This window comes from Asticcacaulis sp. YBE204 (genome assembly GCF_000495855.1).
Lineage (GTDB): Bacteria > Pseudomonadota > Alphaproteobacteria > Caulobacterales > Caulobacteraceae > Asticcacaulis.
Map to the genome: position 1 here is coordinate 210,475 of NZ_AWGF01000010.1, position 22,517 is coordinate 232,991.

The 22,517-nt window shown below is 62.0% G+C and carries 18 protein-coding genes; 5 read left to right on the plus strand and 13 right to left on the minus strand.

Going from position 1 to position 22,517, the window contains the following annotated elements:
* Positions 1–54 precede the first annotated feature (54 nt).
* A complete protein-coding gene (locus AEYBE204_RS32970; protein WP_023462850.1) occupies positions 55–1,956 on the minus strand; it encodes an ABC-F family ATP-binding cassette domain-containing protein in 1,902 nt (633 codons plus the stop codon).
* 128 nt (positions 1,957–2,084) lie between these two features.
* Here AEYBE204_RS32970 and ndk point away from each other — a divergent pair, with 128 nt between their 5' ends.
* Positions 2,085–2,501, plus strand: a complete 417-nt coding sequence (ndk, locus tag AEYBE204_RS32975; RefSeq protein ID WP_023462851.1) for a nucleoside-diphosphate kinase — start codon at positions 2,085–2,087, stop codon at positions 2,499–2,501.
* A 133-nt stretch (positions 2,502–2,634) separates the two neighbouring features.
* On the opposite strand, the gene AEYBE204_RS32980 is transcribed toward ndk, so the two are convergent.
* From AEYBE204_RS32980 to purM, 3 genes are all read right to left on the minus strand, one after another.
* Positions 2,635–4,710, minus strand: a complete 2,076-nt coding sequence (locus AEYBE204_RS32980) for a S46 family peptidase (RefSeq protein WP_023462852.1) — start codon at positions 4,708–4,710, stop codon at positions 2,635–2,637.
* Positions 4,711–4,795: 85 nt separating this feature from the next.
* Positions 4,796–5,377: a phosphoribosylglycinamide formyltransferase gene (gene purN / locus AEYBE204_RS32985; RefSeq protein WP_023462853.1), complete on the minus strand. Its 582-nt coding sequence runs from the start codon at positions 5,375–5,377 to the stop codon at positions 4,796–4,798.
* 135 nt (positions 5,378–5,512) lie between these two features.
* A complete protein-coding gene (purM, locus tag AEYBE204_RS32990) occupies positions 5,513–6,541 on the minus strand; it encodes a phosphoribosylformylglycinamidine cyclo-ligase (RefSeq protein WP_023462854.1) in 1,029 nt (342 codons plus the stop codon).
* Positions 6,542–6,728: 187 nt separating this feature from the next.
* Between purM and rnd the strand changes: the two genes are divergently transcribed.
* Positions 6,729–7,877: a ribonuclease D gene (gene rnd, locus AEYBE204_RS33000; protein ID WP_023462856.1), complete on the plus strand. Its 1,149-nt coding sequence runs from the start codon at positions 6,729–6,731 to the stop codon at positions 7,875–7,877.
* Between the two features lie 148 nt (positions 7,878–8,025).
* On the opposite strand, the gene AEYBE204_RS33005 is transcribed toward rnd, so the two are convergent.
* From AEYBE204_RS33005 to AEYBE204_RS39575, 4 genes are all read right to left on the minus strand, one after another.
* Positions 8,026–9,561 carry a Ppx/GppA family phosphatase gene (locus AEYBE204_RS33005; protein ID WP_023462857.1) on the minus strand — a complete coding sequence of 512 codons (1,536 nt, stop codon included), beginning with the start codon at positions 9,559–9,561 and terminating at the stop codon, positions 8,026–8,028.
* On the minus strand, positions 9,542–11,773 hold the full coding sequence (locus tag AEYBE204_RS33010) for an RNA degradosome polyphosphate kinase (RefSeq protein WP_023462858.1): 2,232 nt from the start codon (positions 11,771–11,773) through the stop codon (positions 9,542–9,544). The genes AEYBE204_RS33005 and AEYBE204_RS33010 overlap by 20 nt, the downstream gene beginning before the upstream one ends.
* Positions 11,774–11,816: 43 nt before the next feature.
* Complete coding sequence (locus AEYBE204_RS33015) at positions 11,817–12,488, minus strand: DnaA/Hda family protein (RefSeq protein ID WP_155908410.1); 672 nt, start codon at positions 12,486–12,488, stop codon at positions 11,817–11,819.
* Positions 12,489–12,570: 82 nt separating this feature from the next.
* Positions 12,571–13,152, minus strand: coding sequence for a hypothetical protein (locus tag AEYBE204_RS39575; RefSeq protein WP_023462860.1), 582 nt, complete (start codon positions 13,150–13,152; stop codon positions 12,571–12,573).
* 132 nt (positions 13,153–13,284) lie between these two features.
* Between AEYBE204_RS39575 and aspS the strand changes: the two genes are divergently transcribed.
* Positions 13,285–15,081, plus strand: a complete 1,797-nt coding sequence (gene aspS / locus AEYBE204_RS33020) for an aspartate--tRNA ligase (RefSeq protein ID WP_023462861.1) — start codon at positions 13,285–13,287, stop codon at positions 15,079–15,081.
* Between the two features lie 129 nt (positions 15,082–15,210).
* Here the strand turns inward: aspS and AEYBE204_RS33025 are convergent, their stop codons facing one another.
* Positions 15,211–15,696 carry a pentapeptide repeat-containing protein gene (locus tag AEYBE204_RS33025; protein WP_023462862.1) on the minus strand — a complete coding sequence of 162 codons (486 nt, stop codon included), beginning with the start codon at positions 15,694–15,696 and terminating at the stop codon, positions 15,211–15,213.
* A 148-nt stretch (positions 15,697–15,844) separates the two neighbouring features.
* Positions 15,845–18,610, minus strand: coding sequence for a hypothetical protein (locus AEYBE204_RS33030; RefSeq protein WP_023462863.1), 2,766 nt, complete (start codon positions 18,608–18,610; stop codon positions 15,845–15,847).
* 267 nt (positions 18,611–18,877) lie between these two features.
* On the opposite strand from AEYBE204_RS33030, the gene AEYBE204_RS33035 reads away from it, so the two are divergent.
* Both AEYBE204_RS33035 and AEYBE204_RS33040 read left to right on the plus strand, forming a co-directional pair.
* Positions 18,878–19,273, plus strand: coding sequence for an NADH:ubiquinone oxidoreductase subunit NDUFA12 (locus AEYBE204_RS33035; RefSeq protein WP_031230933.1), 396 nt, complete (start codon positions 18,878–18,880; stop codon positions 19,271–19,273).
* Position 19,274: 1 nt separating this feature from the next.
* On the plus strand, positions 19,275–20,084 hold the full coding sequence (locus AEYBE204_RS33040) for a DUF2155 domain-containing protein (protein ID WP_023462865.1): 810 nt from the start codon (positions 19,275–19,277) through the stop codon (positions 20,082–20,084).
* On the opposite strand, the gene aat is transcribed toward AEYBE204_RS33040, so the two are convergent.
* The 3 genes from aat to AEYBE204_RS33055 all read right to left on the minus strand — a co-directional run.
* Entirely contained in the window at positions 20,021–20,671 is a 651-nt protein-coding gene (gene aat / locus AEYBE204_RS33045) for a leucyl/phenylalanyl-tRNA--protein transferase (RefSeq protein WP_023462866.1), read from the minus strand. The genes AEYBE204_RS33040 and aat overlap by 64 nt on opposite strands.
* Before the next feature lie 175 nt (positions 20,672–20,846).
* Positions 20,847–22,193, minus strand: coding sequence for an acetyl-CoA carboxylase biotin carboxylase subunit (gene accC / locus AEYBE204_RS33050; protein ID WP_031230936.1), 1,347 nt, complete (start codon positions 22,191–22,193; stop codon positions 20,847–20,849).
* A gap of 12 nt (positions 22,194–22,205) precedes the next feature.
* Positions 22,206–22,517: biotin/lipoyl-containing protein (locus AEYBE204_RS33055; RefSeq protein ID WP_023462868.1), on the minus strand; the 312-nt coding region annotated here is incomplete at its 5' end.

Consider the following 22,517-nt stretch of genomic DNA (forward strand, 5'->3'; position numbering starts at 1 on the left):
CCCCCTCACCCTGCGCTACGCGCCTCCCTCTCCCCGCAGGGGGGAGGGAAAGACTTAAAGACCAGCCTCGGTTTTGGCCGTCTCGTACACCTCGGCGGCGTCCATCCAGTCGGCTTCCATCTTTACCAGATCGGCCTCAAGCTTGGCCTTTTCCTTGCCCAGCACCACCGCGCCATTGGGGTCTTTGACGTAGAGATTGGCGTCGCCCAGCTTCAGGTCGAGCAGCTTGATCTTGTTGCCCAAGGCCTCGATCTGGCGTTCCAGATCGTCGGCTTTTTTCTTCAGCGGGGCGATGGCGTTACGCGCCGCCGCCGCAGCCTTGCGCGCGTCCTTGGAATTGACGCTGGCCGGTTTGTCCTTCGCCGCCGCCTGCGCTTCCTCGCGCGTGGCGGTCTTGGCGCGCTCGATTACCAGCTTCGCGTAGTCGTCCATCGTGCCGGTATAGGTTTTCACCGTTCCGTCATTGACCAGCCACAGCTTGTCCGCCACCAGTTCGACCAGCGAGCGATCGTGGGTGATGATCAGCGCCGCTCCCTCGAAGTCGTTCAACGCATCGAGCAGGGCGCGGCGCGAGTCGATGTCGAGGTGGTTGGTCGGCTCGTCGAGGATGAGCAGGTGCGGGCCGTCCATCGCCACCATGTTGAGCAGCAGGCGCGCGCGTTCGCCGCCGGACAGATCCTTGACCTTGGTTTCGACTTTTTCGACCGTCATGCCGAACGAGCCCAGACGCGCGCGGCGTTTGGATTCGGTGTCATCGGGCCGGGCGCGACGCATCATCTCCAGCGGCGTGTCTTCCGGGTCCATCGCCTCGATCTGATGCTGATGGAACCAGGCGACCTGCATCCGGCGGTCGCGCCATTGGGTGCCGTGGCTTTCGGTCAGGGCCCCGGCGAGCAGCTTGGCGAAGGTCGATTTGCCGGCGCCGTTGACGCCCAAAACCCCAATCCGATCATCGGGATCGAGGCGAATATTGATGTGCCGGAGGATGACCGTGTCGCCATAACCGACGCTGGCGTCGTCCAGGCGAAGGATCGGCGGAGCCAGTTCCTTTTCCGGCGACGGCAGCCGGAACGGCGAGACGCGGTCCTGAATATTGGCGGCGATCGGCGGCAGCTTTTCCAGCTTCTTCATGCGCGACTGGGCCTGCGACGCCTTCGACGCCTTGGCGCGAAAGCGATCCACGAAGGCTTGCAGGTGGGCGCGTTCGGCCTCCTGCTTGGCGGCGTTGGCGGAGTTAAGACGGGCCTTTTCGGCGCGCATCCGCTCGAAATTGTCGTAGTTGCCGGTATAGAGGTCGAGCTTCTGGCCGACGACGTGGACGATGGCGTCGACCGACTCGTTGAGCAGGTCGCGGTCGTGCGAGATCATCAGGGCGGCATTGGGGTAGCGCTTGAGTTTCGACTCCAGCCACAGCGCGCCTTCGAGATCGAGATAGTTGGTCGGCTCATCGAGCAGCAGCAGGTCGGGCTCGGCGAGCAGAGCCCCGGCCAGCGCTGCGCGCATCCGCCAGCCGCCGGAGAAGTCGGAAATGGGTCGCGTCAGGTCGGCGGTCGAAAAGCCGAGGCCGCTCAGGATTTCGGCGGCGCGCGACGGGGCGCGGTCAGCGCCGATGGCGTAGAGGTCGTTGTGGATTTCCGCCTGCTGCATGGGGTCGGCGCTCTCTAAGGCTTTCAGCAGATTGGCGCGGCGGGTGTCGATTTCCAGCACCGCGTCGATCAAGTGCTGCGGCGAGGCGGCGATTTCCTGATCGACGGAGGCGACGCGCCACGATTTCGGCGTGGTGATTTCACCGCCACCGGGCTGCGACTTGCCGAGGATCAGGCCGAAGAGGGTGGACTTGCCGACGCCGTTGAGCCCGACCAGACCGGCCTTGGTCCCCGGCGGCAGGCTGAGGGTCGCACCATCGAAAAAGCGGCGGCCATAGGCGTCATAGGTCAGGTTGGTAATCTGCAACATGGGAGGCTTATTTTTGGAGGTGACGCCGGTATTCCGCGCATTGCAGCGCAAAAAAACAGGTTGGCGAACGAGTTGGGCCTCGCTATAAGCCAGCTGAACTTAAACGCAAAGACAAATCAGGAAATCCTATGTCACGCACCTTCTCGATCATTAAGCCCGACGCGACCCGCCGCAACCTGACCGGCGCGGTCAATGCCGTTATCGAAGCCGCTGGCCTGCGCATCGTCGCCCAGAAGCGCGTGAAGCTGTCGACGGCTCAGGCCGAAGCCTTCTACGGCGTCCACAAGGAACGCCCCTTCTTCGGCGAATTGGTCAAGCAAATGACCGCCGAGCCGGTCGTGGTTCAGGTTCTGGAAGCCGACGACGCCGTGCCGAAGTACCGCGCCGTGATGGGGGCCACCAACCCGGAACAGGCCGACGAAGGCACGATCCGCAAGTTGTTCGCGCTGTCGATCGGTGAGAACTCGGTCCACGGTTCGGACTCGGACGAGAACGCCGCGATCGAAATCGCGCAGTTCTTCACGGAAGAAGAAATTGTTGGCTAATAGGTTATGGGGTTTGGGGCCTCTGGCCCCAAGTCTTCTACCTGCCAAATAAAAAGACCTCCCGGAAATCCGGGAGGTCTTTTTATTTGGGAAGATAAAGGATGTGGGGTCCAAGGATCCTACGCCCCATAACCTATTTGCCCGTCAATTCCTTCACCAGCGCCGTCCGGCCATAGACCTTATCCAGCGCCTCAAGGATCGCCACGCTCGACACCGTCACCGTGCGGTTCAGCGTTCCGTCGTAGTAATAGCTGCCGCCGAGGCTGTGGATATTGCCGTCGAACGCCGCGCCGACCACTTCACCCTTTGCATTGATCACTGGCGAACCGGAATTGCCGCCGATGATATCGTTGGTCGACGAGAAGTTATACACCACCTTCGGATCGATCTTGGACTGAGCCGCAGCGAACTTGGGCGACAGCTCGAACGGATCATTGCCTGTCGCACGGTCGTACAGCCCGGCAAAGGTCGTGAACGGCGCCACCTTGACGCCGCGATAGTCCCAGCCGGTCACCTTGCCGTAAGACAGGCGCAGCGAGAAGGTCGCGTCCGGATAGGTCGAGGTGCCATAGGCCTTGAAGCGGATTTTCGCGATCTTTTCCGCCGCGATGCGCGTCGGGCCGGTGACCTTGGTCTCGTATTCCTTGCGCAGCTTGAGCGCCTCGTCGTCCAGCTTCAAAGCATACTGGATCATCGGGTCGTCCGACGCCTGAATGGCCGCCCAGCCGCCGTCCCACAGGGCCTTGCGCACCTTCGGATCGGCCAGCTTGGTGCCGTCGACCAGACGCTTCGACAGGCCTTCGGGCGACTCCTTGCCGAGCATCAGTTTGGTGATGGGGGAATCGGCGGTCAGATACTCCCGCGTCTTGAGCATATAGAATTCCAGACGGAGTTGCTCGTGCGCCGGATGGATCTGCGATCCGTCGATCAGGCGTTTTTCCATCAGCGACAAACGCGAGTCGGCAAATTCCGGCAGGCGTTCCGCCGACGACTTGCTGCGTTCCTTGCCGGCGCGGACCAGCGTGCGGGCATAGGAGAACAGGTTCGACGAGGTCAGCGATGTCTCAAGGAAATAGTTCGGCAGGTAAAGCTCGCGCGTCGTTGTCTGGATGGCGGCGATATCGGCCCACGGATCGCCGTAAGCGGCCTTATCCTCGGCCGACATACCGGCCTTAAGCTTGGTCTCTTCGTCGCGCTTGGCGTTCATGACCTTAGGGTCTTGCAGGGCCAGTTGCTGGCCGTAGCCGACCTTGAAGCCGTTCTCCAGGCTGTTGAGCGGATTGGTGGTGATGCGCTTGTTGTCGGCGGACTGTTCGCTGAACTGGATCAGGCGCCCGCGCAGTTCCGAACGCATCAGTTGCTGGGTCGGAGTCGATACGTCGCGCAGGGTCTCCAGTTGCGACACCGTCAGGAGACGATTGGTCGTGCCGGGGTTGCCGGCGACGAAGACCAGTTCATTTTCCTTCGGGGCCTGAGTCGCGAACTTCATATAGGTCGGGGTCTTGACCGGCTGACCGTTCTCATAGAGGCGCAGGAAGCCGGAATCGAGGTTGAAGCGCGGGAAGTTGAAATTGTCCGGGTCGCCGCCGAAGAAACCTGCCTTGAACTCCGGATAGAAGACCAGACGCACGTCGCTGTAGCGACGGTATTTATAGAGCTTGTACTGGCCGCCCTGATAGAAGCCGATGACCTGACAGCGGATCGTCTTGTCGTCGCCGCAGCCGGCCTTTTCCAGTTCGCCGGATTTCGCTTCCTGCGCCTTGACGAAATCGGCGCCGGTCAGGCCCTTGGTCGCCGCATTGATGTCGGCGGTGACGTCGGTGATGGTCAGCAGGATTTCGGCGGTCTGACCGGGGCAGGTCTTTTCCTCTTCGCGCGTCGTGGTGAAGAAGCCGTCATTGACGTAGTCGTTCTGTGCCGAGGCCAGGTTCTGGGCGCAGGAAATGACGCAGTGGGCGTTGGTCAGGACGAGGCCGTCGGGCGACACGACCGAGGCCGAGCAACCGGAAAGGCGCACGGCGGCCATCTGCACCTTGTCGAACCACGCCTTGTTCAGATCGACGCCGTAGGTCTCCTTGACCTTGGCGGTCGGGAAGTTGTCGAAGGTCCACATGCCTTCGTCGGCATTAGCCGTACCGGGGGCAGCGGGGACCAGAACGGCGGACAGCGCAAAGGCGGCGCCACAGGCGAGGAACGATTTCAAGGACATGAGGAACCCTGTGTGTAAAACTGTAACAGGGGGCGGACCTTACACGGGATGTGTCGTTACGCAAGAAACGTTCCGTGTGACCGCGCTATTTTTTCGTCAAAATCTGCCGGACCGTGGCAGCGTAAAGCTTATGCTCTTCTTTCAATACGCGGGCGGCGAGGGCGTCGGGCGTATCATTATCGAGGATCGGGACGCGCGCCTGCGCAATCACATCGCCGTCGTCCACGCCGGGGCTGACCCAGTGAATGCTGCACCCGCCCTCGGCATCACCGGCCTCGATGGCGCGTTCGTGGGTGTGCAGGCCCTTGTATTTCGGCAGCAGGGAAGGGTGGATATTGATCATCTTGCCCGACCACTGCTCGACCAGCCATGGTGTCAGGATGCGCATATAACCGGCGAGGCAGATGAACTCTATGCCGCGCGCGCGCAGTTCCGCGTCGATGGCGCGTTCGTGGGCCTCGCGGTCCTTGCCATAGAGCTTGTGATCGACGGCGAGGGTGTCGATGCCCTGCGCCGCCGCCCATTCGAGGCCCGCAGCCGTCGGATCGTTGGACACGACCAGCGCGAAGTCGGCGGGGAAGTCGGCGGCTTTTGACGCTTCGACGAGGGCCACCATGTTGGAGCCGCGCCCGGAAATGAAGATGGCGGTTTTGGTTTTGGGGGTCATTTTTGCCTTTAACCCCCTCTCCCTGTGGGGAGAGGGTTGGGGTGAGGGGGCAGGCCACACAAAGAAATCCCCCTCACCCGGCTTCGCTTCGCTCAGCCACCCTCTCCCCGCAGGGGCGAGGGGGGAATATAATGACTAGACTGCGACCAGTTGGCCGCAGATAAAGGCGTCTTCGCCCGCATTGAGCAAGGCCGCCAGCACCGCGTCGGCATTGTCCGGCTTCACATACAGCACGAAGCCGACGCCGCAATTGAAGGTACGCAGCATCTCATGCTTTTCGATATTGCCGGTCTCCATCAGCCACTGGAACACGGGCGGGAAGGCCCAGCCGTCGAAATCGAATTCGGCCTTGAGTCCTTCGGCAATGGCGCGACCCGGATTTTCGATCAGGCCGCCGCCGGTGATGTGGGCGCCGCCGGTAACCAGGCCCGCCTTCATCAGCGGCAGGACGGTCTTGATATAGATGCGCGTCGGCTCCAGCAGGGCCTGAGCCAGCGACTTTTCAGGCGCGAACGGCGCGTCGTCGGCCCAGTTGAGACCCGAACGTTCGACCACCTTGCGGATCAGCGAATAGCCGTTGGAGTGCGGCCCCGACGAGCCGAGCGCGATGATCACGTCGCCCGCGGCCTGCGCGTCCAGCACCGGCAGAACCTTGTCGCGGTTGACGGCCCCGACGCTGAACCCGGCCAGATCGTAGTCGTCTTTCTCGTACATGCCCGGCATTTCCGCCGTTTCGCCGCCGACCAGCGCGCAGCCCGCGCGCTTGCAGCCTTCGGCGATCCCGGCGACCACGCGGCGCGCGGTGTCGATATCGAGCCTGGACGTCGCGTAATAGTCGAGGAACATCAGCGGTTCCGCGCCCTGCGCCAGCAGGTCGTTGACGCACATAGCGACGAGGTCGATGCCGACCGTGTCGTGGCGGTTGGTGTCGATGGCGATGCGCAGTTTGGTGCCGACGCCATCGGTCGTCGTGACGATCAGCGGGTCGTCATAGCCCGCGGCTTTCAGGTCGAACAGCGCGCCGAATCCACCGAGGCTGGGGTCTGCGCCCGGACGGCGGGTCGCCTTGGCCAGCGGCTTGATCGCGTCGACAAGGGCTTCGCCGGCATCGATATCCACGCCCGATTGGGCATAGGTGAGGCCAGCGGCTTTGGATTCGGTCATAAAAACTAACCTTTAGTGTTCGGTGAGGGCTGATTTGCGCGCTCTATAACGCCCTTGACGCTTTTCGTCCCGCAAAAACTTGCTATAGCTAGGGATGAAGCGTGAAAAAGCGGATTCTATTTGCTTTTTTATGTTGTCCTCGCCCGGCCCGAACCGGACCTCAATCGTTTTCCACAAAGTATTTTTGATGCCGACCATCACCACGACCGCCGCCCTTGTTGCGTTTTGCGAAAAAGTCGCCTCCGCGCCCTTTATCACCGTCGACACGGAGTTCATGCGCGAAACGACCTACTGGCCCAAGCTGTGCCTGATTCAGGCAGCCAGCGAGGAGCACGCGGCGATCATCGATCCGCTGGCGCCGGAACTGGATATGAAGCCGTTCCTCGATCTGCTGGCGGACGAAAACATCCTCAAGGTGTTCCACGCCTGCCGTCAGGACATCGAAATCTTCAACAATCTCGGTACCATGCCGGTGCCGGTCTTTGATACGCAGGTCGCGGCCATGGCGGCGGGCTTCGGCGATCAGGTCGCCTACGATTCGCTGGTCCGTCAGGTGATCAAGGTCGATATCGACAAGGGGTCGCGCTTCACCGACTGGTCGCGCCGTCCGCTTTCGGATCAGCAATTACAATATGCGCTGGGCGACGTGACCTATCTGGCCAAGGTCTATCCGAAACTGGTTGAAAAGCTCAAGGCGCAGAATCGCTACGAATGGGTCGCCGCAGAAATGGCCGACCTGACTGATCCGAAGCTCTACAACACCAATCCGGACGATTCGTGGCGTCGGCTGCGCCCGCGCAAGCACTCGGCCAAATATATGGCGGTGTTCAAGGAGGTCGCGGCGTGGCGTGAGCGCGTCGCGCAGGAGCGCGATCAGCCGCGCGGCCGTATCCTGAAGGATGAGGGCGTGGACGAGATCGCCACGCAACTGCCGACCGATCCGGCGGCGTTTGACCGTCTGCGTTCGACGCCCAAGGGTTTCGGCGCGTCGAAGTTCGGTCTGGAACTGTGCGAAGTGATCAAGACGGCGATTGCCGATCCGGAGAAGTACGCACCTAAGGTCGAGAAATCCGCTCCGCCGGTGCAGGTGCCTGCGTCGGTTGTGGAACTGCTCAAGGTGCTGCTGCGCGTCAAGTGCGAGGACGAGGGCGTCGCCCCTAAGCTAATTGCCTCGGTCGCCGATCTGGAAAAGATCGCGCTCGATGACGCCGCAGATGTCCCCGCGCTCGAAGGCTGGCGCAGAAAGGTCTTTGGCGAGGACGCGCTGAAACTGAAGAAGGGCGAACTGGCGCTGGTGCTCAACGGCACCAAGGTCGAGGTGGTGGAACTGGATTAAAATTTTTGGCCACGGATAAGGCACGGATGATGTCCGCCGTGCGAACATCGGACACGGATGCTCTTGATGTGGCTGAATTGACGGTGAAACACGGATATCCGTGTTGCCGCGCAAAGCGCGGCATCCGTGCCTTATCCGTGGCTAAACCTTAATAGCTACCCATTTTCAGATTGAGTTTCATCGCACCGGCCAGCGCCTTGGCGCGTTTTTTGGTTTGTTCGCCCAGCAGAAGATCTTCCCAGCCGGTTTTGGCTTCAAGAATAAGGTTGCGCTCACTCTGGAACAGGTGCGCATTCTCCAGCAGCACCGCCGACTTGGCCGACAGGTCGCAGCCCAGCCGCAAGGCCAGACCCAGTTGCGTGGCCCGGCTCAGCCCTTCGTCGCCGAGGATGCGGCTGATCAGGACAGGCTCCTTGGTATAGGCGTCGCCCGAATAGCGGGTGAACATCGTGCAGGCGAGGAAGACGCGCTCCTGATGGTTCTGACCGGGGATCGGGGCGCGTAGCACTTGATCGCAGACCAGATCGGCGCGGTGGTCCGGGTGCAGCACGGCCCCCATGTCGGACAGTTTCGACGCGGCGCGTACCAGACGCGGATCGGGCCGGTCGTAGGTCGCGTCGAGCGAGTTGTAAAATTCGTGAATCCACTTCGACAGGGCCGGGCCGATATCCTGACTGATCCCCTGTCGGCACCCCAGCGCCGCGCAGCCTTCTATCAAAGGATCGCGTTTCTGGATGTCCTTCGGCAAATGGTCATAGAGCAGACCTTCGCGCAGACCGTTTGCCGAGAAGTTGATCGTCTCGAAGCCGAAGGTCTCGATCAGGGCCTGTAAGACCAGTGCCGCGTAGGACAGGTTCTCCATCCGCCGCTTGGTGACGCCGCGGATGCGTTCCAGCGACGTGGGCGACTGGCTGGCGATCAGGCGGGCGATATTAACGGCTTCGCGGGCGGGCAGTTCGAACTGCTGGACGATCTGGAGCGGGTAGTTGGCCTTCTGCATCCAGATGATAGCGAGGTTGCGCCACGCGCCACCGACGGCGTGAAAGGTTTTGAAATGAAAGCGATCCTTGTGCGGCGCCAGCACCTCGCGGATCTGCTGCATGGTGCGCTCGACATTGATCGGCGCAGGGGCGCCCAGCGCAAACGGCCCGAGCGGCAGGGTGATGCCCTTGAAGGCGTCCTCGCCCTGAAGGTCGATCAGCTCAAGGCTCGACCCGCCGAGGTCGCCGACCACACCGGTCGCGTCGTCATGGCCGCACAGCACGCCCAGAGCCGAGAAATAGGCTTCTTCGGCCCCGCTGAGGACGCGGACGGTAAAGCCCGTCTGCTCACGGATCATGTCGGTGAGGGCCGGACCGTCGGCGGCTTCGCGGGCGGCGGCGGTGGCGACGACGTGGATTTCGCTCAGGGTATAGGAATCGACGATGGCCCGGAACCGCTTGAGGGCAATCAGGGTGTCGCGGCACCCGGCCGGGTTCAGGCGGCCCGTCACGAACAGATCCTTACCGAGACCGGCCAGCACCTTTTCGTTATAGACCGGCCAGATCGAGCGGCCCTCGATGCGGTAGATGACCAGACGCACCGAGTTCGAGCCGATATCGATCACCGCCGTATAGTAGCTGGACGGCAGGGGCGAGGCGGCGGGAGTTGTATGAGGCAAGAGGTTACTTTCGGGCACCGACATGATCGAACGCTTGGGGCAGATCCTTGACGCCGCGACCTCTACCCGACAGCGACGGGTTTGTCATGAAATATTGGTGGGCCGAGAACGGTTTGTCGAGGCCAGACACATCGACGCGCTGATAGGTGCCGTCGGCGGCCAGATGCCAGGACTGCGCCTCGTCATTGAGGTTGGCGACCATGATCTGATCCAGCACCTGACGGTGGGTGGTCGGGTTGTCGACGGGGATCAGGACTTCGACGCGGCGGTCGAGATTGCGGTTCATCCAGTCGGCCGACGAGACGAAGACGCGGGCGTTATCCGACGGTAACGGATGGCCGTTGGCGAAACAGACGATGCGGGTGTGCTCAAGGAAACGCCCCACGATCGACTTGACGCGGATATTGTCGGAGAAGCCGGGCACGCCGGGGCGCAGGCAGCAGATGCCGCGGATGACCATATCGATCTTCACCCCGGCCTGCGACGCCTGATAGAGCTTGCGGATGATGACCGGATCGACCAGCGAGTTCATCTTGGCCCATATCTGCGCGGGCTTGCCGGCGCGGGCATTGCTGATCTCCTGATCGATCAGGTAGAGCAGGCCTTGCTTCAGGGTGACCGGCGAAAAGTACAGCTTTTCCATCACGTCCGGACGGGCATAGCCGGTGATGAAATTGAACACGCGCATGGCGTCGCGGCCCAAGGCCGGGTCCGACGAGAACAGGCTGAGGTCGGTATAGACCTTGGCGGTGACCGGGTGGTAGTTGCCGGTGCCGAAGTGGCAATAGGTGCGCAGGGTGTCGCCTTCCTTGCGCGCCACGACCGACAACTTGGCGTGGGTCTTGTACTCGACGAAGCCATAGACGACGTGGACCCCGGCGCGTTCCATGGCGCGGGCCCAGCGGAGGTTGGCCTCTTCGTCGAAGCGGGCCTTGATCTCGACCAGGGCCGTGACGTTCTTGCCCTGCTCGGCGGCCTCGATCAGGGCCGCGACGATGGGGGAGTCCTTCGAGGTACGGTAAAGGGTCTGCTTGATGGCGATGACGTTGGGGTCGCGCGCCGCCTGACGCAGGAACTGCACGACCGCGTCGAAGCTCTCAAAGGGATGGTGGACAAGGATATCCTTTTCGCGGATGGCCGAGAAGATGTCTCCGGCATTGTCGCGGATACGTTCGGGGAAGCGCGGCTCGTAGGGCTTGAACTTGAGGTCGTTGCGGTCGGGCGGGATGAGCTGCGACAGCTCGGACATCCCTAGAATGCCGTTGACCACGGTGACGTCCTGCGGCTTGGCGTGGAGCTGTTCGGTGATGAACTGACGCAGGTCTTCGGGCATTGAGGCACCGAACTTGACGCGGACGACCGAGCCGAGGCGGCGTTGTTTCAGCAGGGCCTCGAATTCGCGGACGAGGTCTTCGGCCTCTTCTTCCATCTCGATGTCGGAGTCGCGGATGATGCGGAAGACGCCCTTACCCAATATGTCGAAGCCGGGGAAGATCTGCTCGATGAACAGGACGACCATGCCTTCGAGGGTGACGTATTTGCGTTTGGCGTTCTGACCGCGCGAGGCCGTGCCGATCTCCCAGAAGCGGCGCACACCGGTCGGGATCGGGACCAGCGCGTACATGACCTTGGAATCCGACCGCCGCTGAAGCTTGAGCGCAATCGAGAAACCAAGGTTGGGGATGAACGGGAAAGGGTGGGCCGGATCGACCGCCAGCGGCGTCAGAACGGGGAAAAGCTGCTCGTTGAAGCGCTTTTCCAGCCACGCCTTGTCGGTCTTGGTGACCTCTTTGTGGTCGAGCAGGACGAGGCCCTTGTCGGCCAGCTCTTCCTTGAGCCGCGACCAGATATTCTGCTGCTTGCCCATCAGCGACGAGGCAACCTTGTTGACGGCCTCAAGCTGCTCGGCGGGGGTGTGACCATCTTCGGACAGGACGCGGACGCCTTCGCGCACCTGACCTTGCAGACCGGCGACGCGGACCATATAGAATTCGTCGAGATTGTTGGCCGAGATCGACAGAAAGCGCAGGCGCTCCAGCAGCGGATGGCGCGGATTTTCGGCCTCTTCGATGACTCGCTTGTTGAATGCAAGCCACGACAGTTCGCGGTTGATATAGAGCGCGTCGCCTAAGGGCTCGTCGGAATCGAGATCAATGCCCTGGCTCTCACCGTCAGCGGCCTCCGGTAGCGTGTCCAGAGGGCGGATGATTTCGTTGACGGTCTCGGAGGCGGGCATTGCGGGTCAGAATCCTTTCTCGGCCAAGTATTTGAACGAGAAATTAAATCCCATCCTCATCGCTTAACCAAGACAAATTTTCGTATTTGTCTATAAATTCACGGGCCAGAACGCGGGTGAAGGCACGGCCATTGGCATAGTCCTCGATTCCCGTGACAATTTTTTGCGCATGGGCAAAAGAACGCTCCATCCGGCGGCTGAGATATTCCAGTACGTCGTCGGACGGGGTGATCAGGCGGGTCGCGAACAGCTTTTTCAGCACCTGTTTGAGGAGGGCGTCGTCGGGTTCGGGCATGTCGACGACGCGCATGGCTTTCAGCCGCGACTCGAAATCCGGGACGGTGATGCGCCATTGGGCGGGGTGCAGACGCGACAGCAACAACAGGCGGCCATTCCCCGCGCTGGTCAGGTTGAACAGGTGAAACAGGGATTCCTGATCAACGGCATCGGCGTCATCGATCACCATGAACGTACCGGACGGTGGTAGCGACTGACCCGGTTCCAGCCATACGGCGTCGTGGGTTTCGGCGAACAGGTGCCCCGCATGGGTCTTGCCGGAACCTTCGGGACCGGTCAGGACGAGATGCGGATTGAGCCACGCTTGCGGCGTCATTAGCAGACTGTGCAGGTCGTCATTGGCCTCCGACACGACAAAGTCCTTCGCGGCAAAGCGATCGGGCAGGGTCAGGTCGAGGTGAAGCTGATGCGACATCATCCTTAATCTAAGGGGCGCCGCGTGCGATATCAATGCGTTGTGCGCAAATGCTTTGGGGTGCTTCGGGGGATGGTTTTGGGGATTAAAGCTTCAACCCGAACTCCGCGACGATCCAGTCGTAGAGATCGGGCTGCTTTTCACGAACATTGGCGCGCAGGAACGGCGGGCGCGCCGCCTTGCCCCACAGGACGACACTGGCCGTCATGGCGAAGAACTCGCTGGGGTTGGTCATGAGGTACGCCTTCGGCGGATAGAGGTTCTGCGCCTTGGCCGCGTCATAAAAGCGTTTAACCTTAGCGTTTTCCTTGCCGTTCTTCAGGCGCGTGAAATGATAGACGTGAAGCAGTTCGTGCAACAGGACCGGGTTTTCCGCAGGCATGACTTCCGGCTTGAGGAACAGCTTGCGCGGTCCGGCGCGACCGGGTTGGTCTAGCGACGGATCGAGAATGAGGGCCTGATCGCGGAAGAAACTCCTGATCGAAGGCGTGATGTTCAGGCTTTCAACGAGGTCGATCTGGGCACGCAGGCTGATCAGGATATCCCCGCCGAGTGTGTCTTTCAATAAGCTGTCGTCGATGCGCCAGCCGCGATAGTCCGGTACGGCGGCGCGCGCCAGCGTCGGCAACAGCAGGGGCAGGGCGATCATCAGGCGGCGCGTCGGCATGAAAAAACTCCGGTCAGAACACCAGCTTAATCCCGTTTTCCCAGCGCGCAAGGCGTCTTAAATCTTGACATTCAGGACGGGTCATGCGCCCTACGGGCCAAACGTTTTTCGAGCCGGATTCAGAGACTCTTTATGCATATCTATCGTTCCCATACCTGTGGCGCTCTGCGTGCAACCGACGCCGGTTCCGAGGTCCGCCTGTCGGGCTGGATTCACCGCAAGCGCGACCACGGCGGCCTGTTGTTCATCGATCTGCGCGACCATTACGGCCTGACGCAGCTGGTGTTCAACCCGGACAGCGCGGGCTTTGCCAAGGTCGAGCGCCTGCGCGCCGAAAGCGTCATCTGCGTCGACGGCAAGGTCGTGGCGCGCGATGCGGCGACCGTCAACGCCAACCTGCCGACCGGTGATGTCGAAGTCGTCGTGGCCGATGTCGAGGTCCTGTCGGAAGCCGCCGAACTGCCGCTGCCGGTGTTCGGTGAGCCGGAATATCCGGAAGACATCCGCCTGAAGAACCGTTTCCTCGACCTGCGCCGCGAAACCCTGCACAAGAACATCGTGCTGCGATCGCGCGTCATTCAGTCGATCCGCAACCGCATGGTGGCTCAGGGCTTCCTTGAGTATCAGACGCCGATCCTGACGGCCTCGTCGCCGGAAGGCGCGCGCGACTTCCTCGTGCCGTCGCGGATGCACCCGGGTAAGTTCTATGCGCTGCCGCAGGCGCCGCAGCAGTTCAAGCAGTTGCTGATGGTGTCGGGCTTCGACCGCTATTTCCAGATCGCGCCGTGTTTCCGTGACGAAGACCTGCGCGCCGACCGCTCGCTCGAATTCTATCAGCTCGATATCGAGATGAGCTTCGTGACGCAGGAAGACGTGTTCGCGGCCATCGAGCCGGTCATGCACGGCCTGTTCACCGAGTTCGGCGAAGGCAAGCGCGTCTCGGCCTATCCGTTCCAGCGTATTCCGTACAAGGAATCGATCGCTAAGTACGGTTCCGACAAGCCGGACCTGCGCAACCCGATCGAGATGCAGGACGTGTCCACGCACTTCGCCGGTTCGGGCTTCAAGGTCTTCGCTTCGATCCTTGAGAACGACGGCACCGCCGTGTGGGCGATCCCGGCCAAGACCGGCGGTTCGCGCGCCTTCTGCGACAAGATGAATTCGTGGGCGCAGGGTGAGGGCCAAAAGGGCCTAGGCTATATCTTCTGGCGCACGCCGGAAGGGGCCGCGGAAGGCCTTGAGGCCGCGGGTCCTATCGCCAAGAACATCGGCGACGAGCGCACCGAAGCCCTGCGTCAGCAACTGGGTCTGGAAGCGGGCGATGCCGCCTTCTTCGTGGCCGGCAAGGTCGATGATTTCGTGAAGTTCGCAGGGCTTGCGCGGACCAAGGTCGGCGCCGATCTGGGTCTGGTCGACGAGGATCAGTTCCGCTTCTGCTGGATCGTCGATTTCCCGATGTTCGAATGGAACGAGGACGAGAAGAAGATCGACTTCTCGCACAACCCGTTCTCGATGCCGCAGGGCGAGATGGAGGCCTTGCTCACCAAGGACCCGCGCGACATTCTGGCCTATCAGTACGACATCGTCTGCAATGGGTACGAGCTGTGCTCCGGCGCGATCCGGAACCACAAGCAGGAGATCATGCTCAAGGCATTCGAGATCGCCGGTTACGACTCGTCGGTGGTTGAGGCGCAGTTCGGCGGTATGCTCAACGCGTTCAAATACGGCGCGCCGCCGCACGGCGGTCTGGCCCCGGGTATCGACCGCATCGTCATGTTGCTGGCCGGTCAGACGGCGATCCGCGAAGTCATCGCCTTCCCGCTAAACCAGCAAGGTCAGGACGTGATGATGAGCGCGCCTTCGGACGCGACGGACAAACAGTTGAAGGAACTGTCGATCCGGACGGCGCTGCCGATCAAGGTGTCCTGATAGTCATGGGGTGTGGGGTCCGCGACCCCACAAATCTTTCACTTTCAAAAGAAAAGCCTCCCGGAAAATCCGGGAGGCTTTTCTTTTGAAGATAGAAGACTGCGGGCCGCAGGCCCCAAACCCCATAACCTAACAGATCGGGATGCGGATGCCCTTAGGCGCGACGGTCGACTTGTCGCCGCAAGCCTGATCCATCATGGCCTGAGTAATGCCCCGCGCGCTGCGCATCTCGGCACCCGAGAAGTTGACGCCCGACAGGTTGGCCCCGGCAAAGTTGGCGCCTTCGAGATAGGCTCCCACAAAGGTCGCATTGGTCAGGTTGGCACGGCTGAAATTGGCGTTGCCGAACAGCGAACCGAAGCCGTTCAGGTCGCGCAGATCGCCGCCCGCAAAGCTGGTGCCGTTGAACGTTCCGCTCGACAGATCGGCCTGACGCAGGCGCGCCCCGGCAAAGTTCTTGCCTTTCAACGTCTTGTTCGAGAAATCGGCCTGGAACAGGTTGCAGCCGGGGCAGGACGCGCCGGAACCGGCCTTGCTGATCTGGGCCGGGTTCTGCGCCGCAGCGGGCAGGGCGATCAGCGAGGCCGCGACAAGAGCGAAAGCGATGCGTTTCATGATGGGACACCTCAGATTGTTTGACCGAACCTAAGCAAGATCGGTGCCTAGGGCGGAATGACTTAGATAGAATCGCCATTCCGCCCTAGGTGTGTGTTTGGTCGCGATATTGTCGTCGAAAACCGCTCACACTTTTCGACATATCGCTTTATTCGCCGCCTGCTTTCGACGGATCGCTGTTGTCGTCTCTTACTGGCTTTTTGGCGAAAGGCACGACGACCAGATTGTCGGGCTGCCCTCGCATAAAGCCTTTCGAGATCAGTTGCGAGGCGGCTATGCCTTCGTTCTCGCCTTGTAACTGACTCAAGCCATGTCCCTGACCCAGGCCATCGGCGTTCAGCGCATCCGGATCGGCGTTCGACAGGTCGTCGCGGTTGAGATACGAAATGGCCAGTTCGCGGAAGATATAGTCGAGAATCGAGGTCGCCGACTTGATCGAATCGTTGCCGCTGACCGGTCCGGCAGGCTCGAAGCGGGTAAAGACGAAGGCATCGACGAATTCGTCCAGCGGCACGCCGTATTGCAGGCCGATCGACACCGAAATGGCGAAATTGTTCATCAGCGAACGGAAAGCCGCGCCTTCCTTGTGCATGTCGATGAAGATTTCGCCTAAAGCGCCGTCTTCGTATTCGCCAGTATGGATATAGACCTTATGGCCGCCGACGCTGGCCTTCTGGATATAGCCTTTGCGGCGGTCGGGCAGTTTCTGGCGCGAGCGTTCGCGCTCGATGATCTTCTCAATGACCTTCTGCGCGGTGGGCGCCTCGCGGGGGGCTTCGACCGGACGGCGGGCCTCTTCGAATTCGGGGATATCGAGCGTCAGGCTCTCCGGCGCGGCGCGGCGCGTCAGACCGATGGCGCGCAGATCGTTACCGGCCATCTTGGCCATAATTTTCAGCGCCTCGCCCGTGGTCTGGTCCCAGTTCAGGACAACCGGTGCCGCTGACGGCGCGGCGGCAAAGGCCTCCAGACGCTGGCGCAGGGCCATTTGCATCTTGATCGTCGGCGGAGCCAGACGCGCCATTGTCGCTTCATCGAGACCGTCGCAACCGGTGATATCGGCGTGGCCGAACAGCCATCCTTGCGCCGCGGCGATTTCGGGTTCGGAAAAGCCCATGACGCTCAACAGGTTGAAAGTCGGTGCGTTCAGGTCGTCGTCGCTGAGGCCCCAGACGTCCTTGATGAAATCGGTGTCCAGCACCGAGGCGGAAAAGACGTCCTCAAGTCGCGTGGCGGTGATCAGGGCGGCTTCGAGGTGGCTGATCTCGAAATCACTGAGGCCCTTGGTTTTCAGGGCCTGCGCGTGGATATAGGGTGCGTCGGCGAGGGTGCGCGCACCGAGCAGATGGCGGCGGACCGTATCGATCTCATCCTTGCTCAAGGCGGCATGGACCGCCGGGTGCAGGACCTGCACCGGGACGCCGTCTTCGGTTTCAAGATAGCCGGTCAGACGCGGCAGGGGCGTGTCGCCGAGCGTGACGCCGAGGCGCAGAGACAGTTCGGCGTCATCGAACAAGGCCGTCGTCTGCGCATTGCGTAGACCGGTCGTCTTGGCGGCTTTCAGAGCCTCCTGCAATGCCGTCAGGCTGTGCGCCTTGAGATCGGCGGATTTGAGCGGGCTCAGGCGATAGAGCTTTTGGCCGAGGCTGGAGACGATCGCGTCCTTGTCGGCGGCGAACCCGCTGAACGTGCCGAGCGTCTTCGCCAGCTGCGCCGAGGTGCGCAGGCTCTGGGCGTCGCACAGGGCCATGACTGAAGCCGCGAAATCGAGACCGTCTTCGGCACCAAGGCCCTTTGCAATCAGCAACTCCGCCAGGCCCGCCACGGTCAGGCCGAGCGGGCGCAGACGGCGCAGGCGCTCGTCGGCTTCGGGCGTGGCGGCATAGGCTATGGCGGTTTCGATATCGAGCGCCACGGTCCACAGGGCGGTACAGGCCGCAAAGCCTTCGGCGTCGAACGCGCCGTCGCGCCAGAACGCCCAAGCGTTGATGGCGGCGCGCGGCGCGATAAAAGCGTTGTCGAGCGCTTCGGCGTCCCTCGGATCGAAGGCGATCCACAGGCGACCGCTTTCCAGCATGGTCTGTGCCGCCAGCCGTCCCGACGGGTCGCCCGCGGCGATCAGATCCCGCGAGGCGGTGATTATCTTCGCGCCAGACAAGGGCGCGTCGGTATGGACGACCTGACGCGACCAGTCGGGCAAGGCGCTGTCTTCGGTCAGGTTCTGGCTCGATTGAATGGCCAGCCGGATCAGGGCGTCAGACGCCCCCAGCTTGCGCGCTTTCAAGGCGGCGCGGGCCAGGGCCGGATTGCCTTGAAGGCTGGCGCGGTGCTCGCCTTCGGTGCGGGCGATGGCGGCGGAAATGTCCGACAGGGCGGCGTGCAACTGATCGCGGGTCGAACGGGCGATTTCTTCGGAGCGCGCCGCGACCAGCAGGTCCTGAAGCTCACGCGTACAGGCGTGGTCGTCTAAAGCCGAGTAGCGTGGTTCGGGCGCGTCGGGTACCCGGTCGCCCGCCATCGGATGACGGCGATGCCCGTCTTTCAGCGCCAGCGCCGGGGCCGCCAGACCGCTTAACAGGGTGGCGACGATTTCGCTTTGAAACTCATAGGCAAAGGCCGCGTCGCTGAAATAGCCGAGCGCGTGGCCCCAGTTCATCAGGCGCGACGCGTAGACGGAAATCGCGCCATTCAGCGCTTCGTCGGCGGGAACCGGTGCCAGCGTCATCTGCGGCAGATCCTGCGGAGCGGCGTCGGCCCAGTCGAGCCACGCCTCGGCCTGTGCGTTCGTCCAGTCGCGCGGGCAAAGCGTCTCCACCACGCGCGATCCGCGTTCGATTTCACGGTATTCCAGCGACACGGCGTAGGCCGCATGATCGCGGAAACGCAGGGCGGCGAAGACAGAATCGGTGCGCATGAGGTGACCCTCGGACAAGGAAGCCCCCATCGCCCTTTTGGCGCGAGGTTCTGGGGATAAAGTCTATGTCAGTTTTAACCATTCGGCAATAAATCTGGGGGATCAGGCGCAAATCGTCCACAATATGTTGATGTGGCGCGACGGCGGCGGATTATTTGACGTTCGCTCGACTGGCCGCTTTACCTGATGCGCGCGCAAGCTTATAAGTCAGGGGATTGTTATCGCGGGAGATTCCGGTCTCCTGCTGTTTACGGATTGGGTAAGACCTTGCTGGATAAAGCCTTCTTGTGGTGGAGCGGCGCAACGCTCGGGACGCTGTGGACCATCGGCCGCACGTCGAAACACGTCGGAACCGACGAATTCGGCAACAAATACTACGAAGCGCGCAACACCAAGGAAAGCTACGGCGACAAGAAGCGCCGCTACGTGATCTACAACGGTTATGCCGACGCCTCGAAGATCCCGCCCGACTGGCACGGCTGGATGCACTATATCTACGACGAAACCCCGACCGACGCGCCCCTGCCGAAAAAGGCGTGGGAAAAGCCGCACCTGCCGAACCTGTCCGGCACGCCGTTCGCGCAGTTCCCGAAGGGGTCGCTGAACGCCGAGGGCGAGCGTCAGAAGTCGCGTAGCGGCGATTACGAAGCCTGGAAGCCGTAGGATGAAACGTCCCGGCGGCATGGTGAAGGGATTGCTGGTCATGGCGGGGATCGCCGCCATCGGCCTGCCGCTCTATGCCCAGAACATCCCGCCGGACGAAGAAGGCCCCAGCCGCCGCGACCGTAACCGCGCGCAGGATAATGCCGATTACGACCCCGAACCCTACTATATCGACGGGGTCGAATATAAGCCGTACAATCCCAACGGTTCAAAGACGCAAAAGACCGCTAACCCTCAGACGACGCCCAAGCCCAATCCGGCGGGGACTGTCCAGAACCCGGTTCAGGCCGTCGGAGCAGGCACCCCGGTCGTCAATGCGCCCGGCAATAATAATGCGTCCTCATCCTCGTCCGGCACGGCCTTTGTCGATGCGACGGGCAAGGTGGTCGGCGGTACATCCGCTTCGTCTTCCAGCCAGTCGGCATCGGAAGCCGTCGCCGCCTATGCGCCGGAAAAGCGCATCCGTTATGGTGCTGCGGTCCTGACCGTACTCGACAAGGTGACGACCGAGACGATCCGCTTTGAGGCGCCGGTCGGTAAGCCTTTGCGCTACAAGGGCATGGTCTATACGGTGAAGGCTTGTGAGAGCTCTGCCGCCGACGAGGCCATGAGCGATACGGCGGCCTATCTGGAGGTGCGCACTTCGCCGCAACCGGCAGCCAATGGCACGGTACCCAAGCCCAAGGATGTCTTCAAAGGCTGGACCTACGGCTCGACACCGGGCCTGAACCCGATGGAACATCCGGTTTACGACGTCTGGGTCACGACGTGCAGGACGCCCTTGCCGGTCGCGGCGGCGGCCAAGTCGTAGAAGTCGCCGTCGACCAGAAGCGCCTCGGCCAGACGGGCCTTGTAGTCCTCCCGCGGCATTTCGATGACGCCGAACTGCCTCAGGTGGTCGGTGAGGAACTGACAATCGAGCAGTTTGTAACCGCCCGCTTTCAGCCGCGCCACCAGATGTACCAGCGCGATCTTCGACGCGTCCGTGGCGCGCGAGACCATGCTTTCGCCGAAAAAAGCCCCGCCAATCGAGACGCCATAAAGGCCACCCACCAGCCGGTCGCTGTCCCAGACCTCGACGCTGTGGGCCAGGCCGCGCGCGAACAGAGCCTCGTACAAATCCTGAATGGCGTGGGAAATCCACGTGTTATCGCGATCGGCGGCGGCTTCGGCGCAGAGTTCGATGACGCGGTTGAAAGCCGTATCGACGCGGACGGTAAACTCGGTATTGCGCACCGTGCGGGCCAGCCGTGACGACAGATGGAATCCATCCAGGGGCAGGACACCGCGCATCGGCGGATCGACGAGAAACAGATACTCGTCATCGCGCGCATCCGACATCGGAAAGACGCCGGAACGGTAGCATTGTATCAGGTCGTCTAAGGTAAAATCGGCCATGGCCTAACCCTACTGTGATGGACTGCAAGACGCCATCTTGCTCCGTTTCGCTGCTCACGTACTCAAGTACGCTGCGCTGCGATACTCGCAAGCTAACGCCTCTCGACTCATCACAGCGGGTTATGCGTCCATTGTGCGGCTATGGTTGCCACAGGCCAGTTCCGGGTCCAGGGTGCTAAGCACCCTGGGCCTTGATCCAGTTTTCCAGCCAGTGGATGTTGTAATCCCCCGACTGAATGTCCTTCTCGTTCAGCAGGTCGAGGAACAGCGGGATGGTCGTGTCGATCCCGGCCACCACGGTTTCCTGCAAGGCGCGCTTGAGGCGGGCCAGAGCTTCCGGACGGTCGCGACCGTGGACGATCAGCTTGCCGATCATCGAGTCGTAATAGGGCGGGATGGCATAGCCGTTATAGACCGCCGAGTCCATGCGTACGCCTAAGCCCCCGGGGGTGTGGAAGTCGGTCACCGTGCCGGGCGACGGCACGAAGGTGCGCGCGTTTTCGGCATTGATGCGGACTTCGATCGAGTGGCCTTTCAGGTCGATATCGGCCTGAGTGAAGGACAGCGGCAGGCCGGCGGCGATGCGGATCTGTTCGCGGACGAGGTCGATGCCGGTGACGAATTCGGTGACCGGGTGTTCGACCTGAAGGCGGGTGTTCATCTCGATGAAGAAGAACTCGCCGTCCTCGTACAGGAACTCGATGGTGCCGACGCCGAGATAGCCGATAGCCTTGATGGCGTTGACGACGATCATGCCGATCTTGTCGCGCGCGGCGGCATCGATCACCGGCGAGGGGGCTTCTTCGAGCACCTTCTGGTGGCGGCGTTGCAGCGAGCAGTCGCGTTCACCGAGGTGGACGACGTTACCGTGGCTGTCGGCGATGACCTGAATTTCGATATGGCGCGGACGCTGGAGGTAGCGCTCCATATAGACCGTGCCGTCACCGAAGGCGGCGGCGGCTTCGGTCTGGGCGGCCATGACCTGTTCGGGCAGGGACTCGGCGTCTTTGGCGACCTTCATGCCGCGTCCGCCACCGCCGGCGGCGGCCTTGATAATCAGCGGGAAGCCGATGGACTTGGCCGCTTCGATGGCGTCCTCGACGGTCGCCACGCCGCCGTCGGAACCCGGCACGACAGGTATGCCGGAGTCCCTGGCGGCCTGTTTGGCAGTGATCTTGTCGCCCATCAGGCGGATGTGATCGGGCTTGGGGCCGATGAAGCTCATGCCGTGGGCGCCGACGATTTCGGCAAAGCGCGCGTTTTCCGACAGGAAGCCATAGCCGGGGTGAACGGCCTGAGCGCCCGTGATTTCCGCTGCGGCGATGATCGACGGGATATTCAGGTACGACTTGCTGGCCGAAGGCGGGCCGATACAAACGCTTTCATCGGCCAGATGGACGTGCATGGCGTTGGCGTCGGCGGTCGAATGGACGGCGACGGTGGCGATTCCCATCTCCTTGCAGGCGCGAATGACGCGCAAGGCGATTTCGCCACGGTTGGCGATCAGGATCTTGTCGAACATCTTGTCCATGACCTAGTCGATCACCACGAGGCCTTCGCCGAATTCGACCGGCTTGCCGTCGGCGACGAGGACTTCGGACACGGTGCCGTCCTTGGGCGAGGGGATCGGGTTCATGGTCTTCATGGCTTCGATGATCAGCAGGGTCTGACCCGCCTTGACCTTGTCGCCGACCTTGATGAAGTTGGCCGCACCCGGTTGCGGAGCCAGATAGACCGTGCCGACCATCGGCGAGGCGACGGCGTCCTTGGCGGCGGCTTTCGGGGCTTCGGCGGGGGCAGCGGCGGCAACCGGTGCCGGGGCCGCCGGGGCAGCCACAGGGGCCGG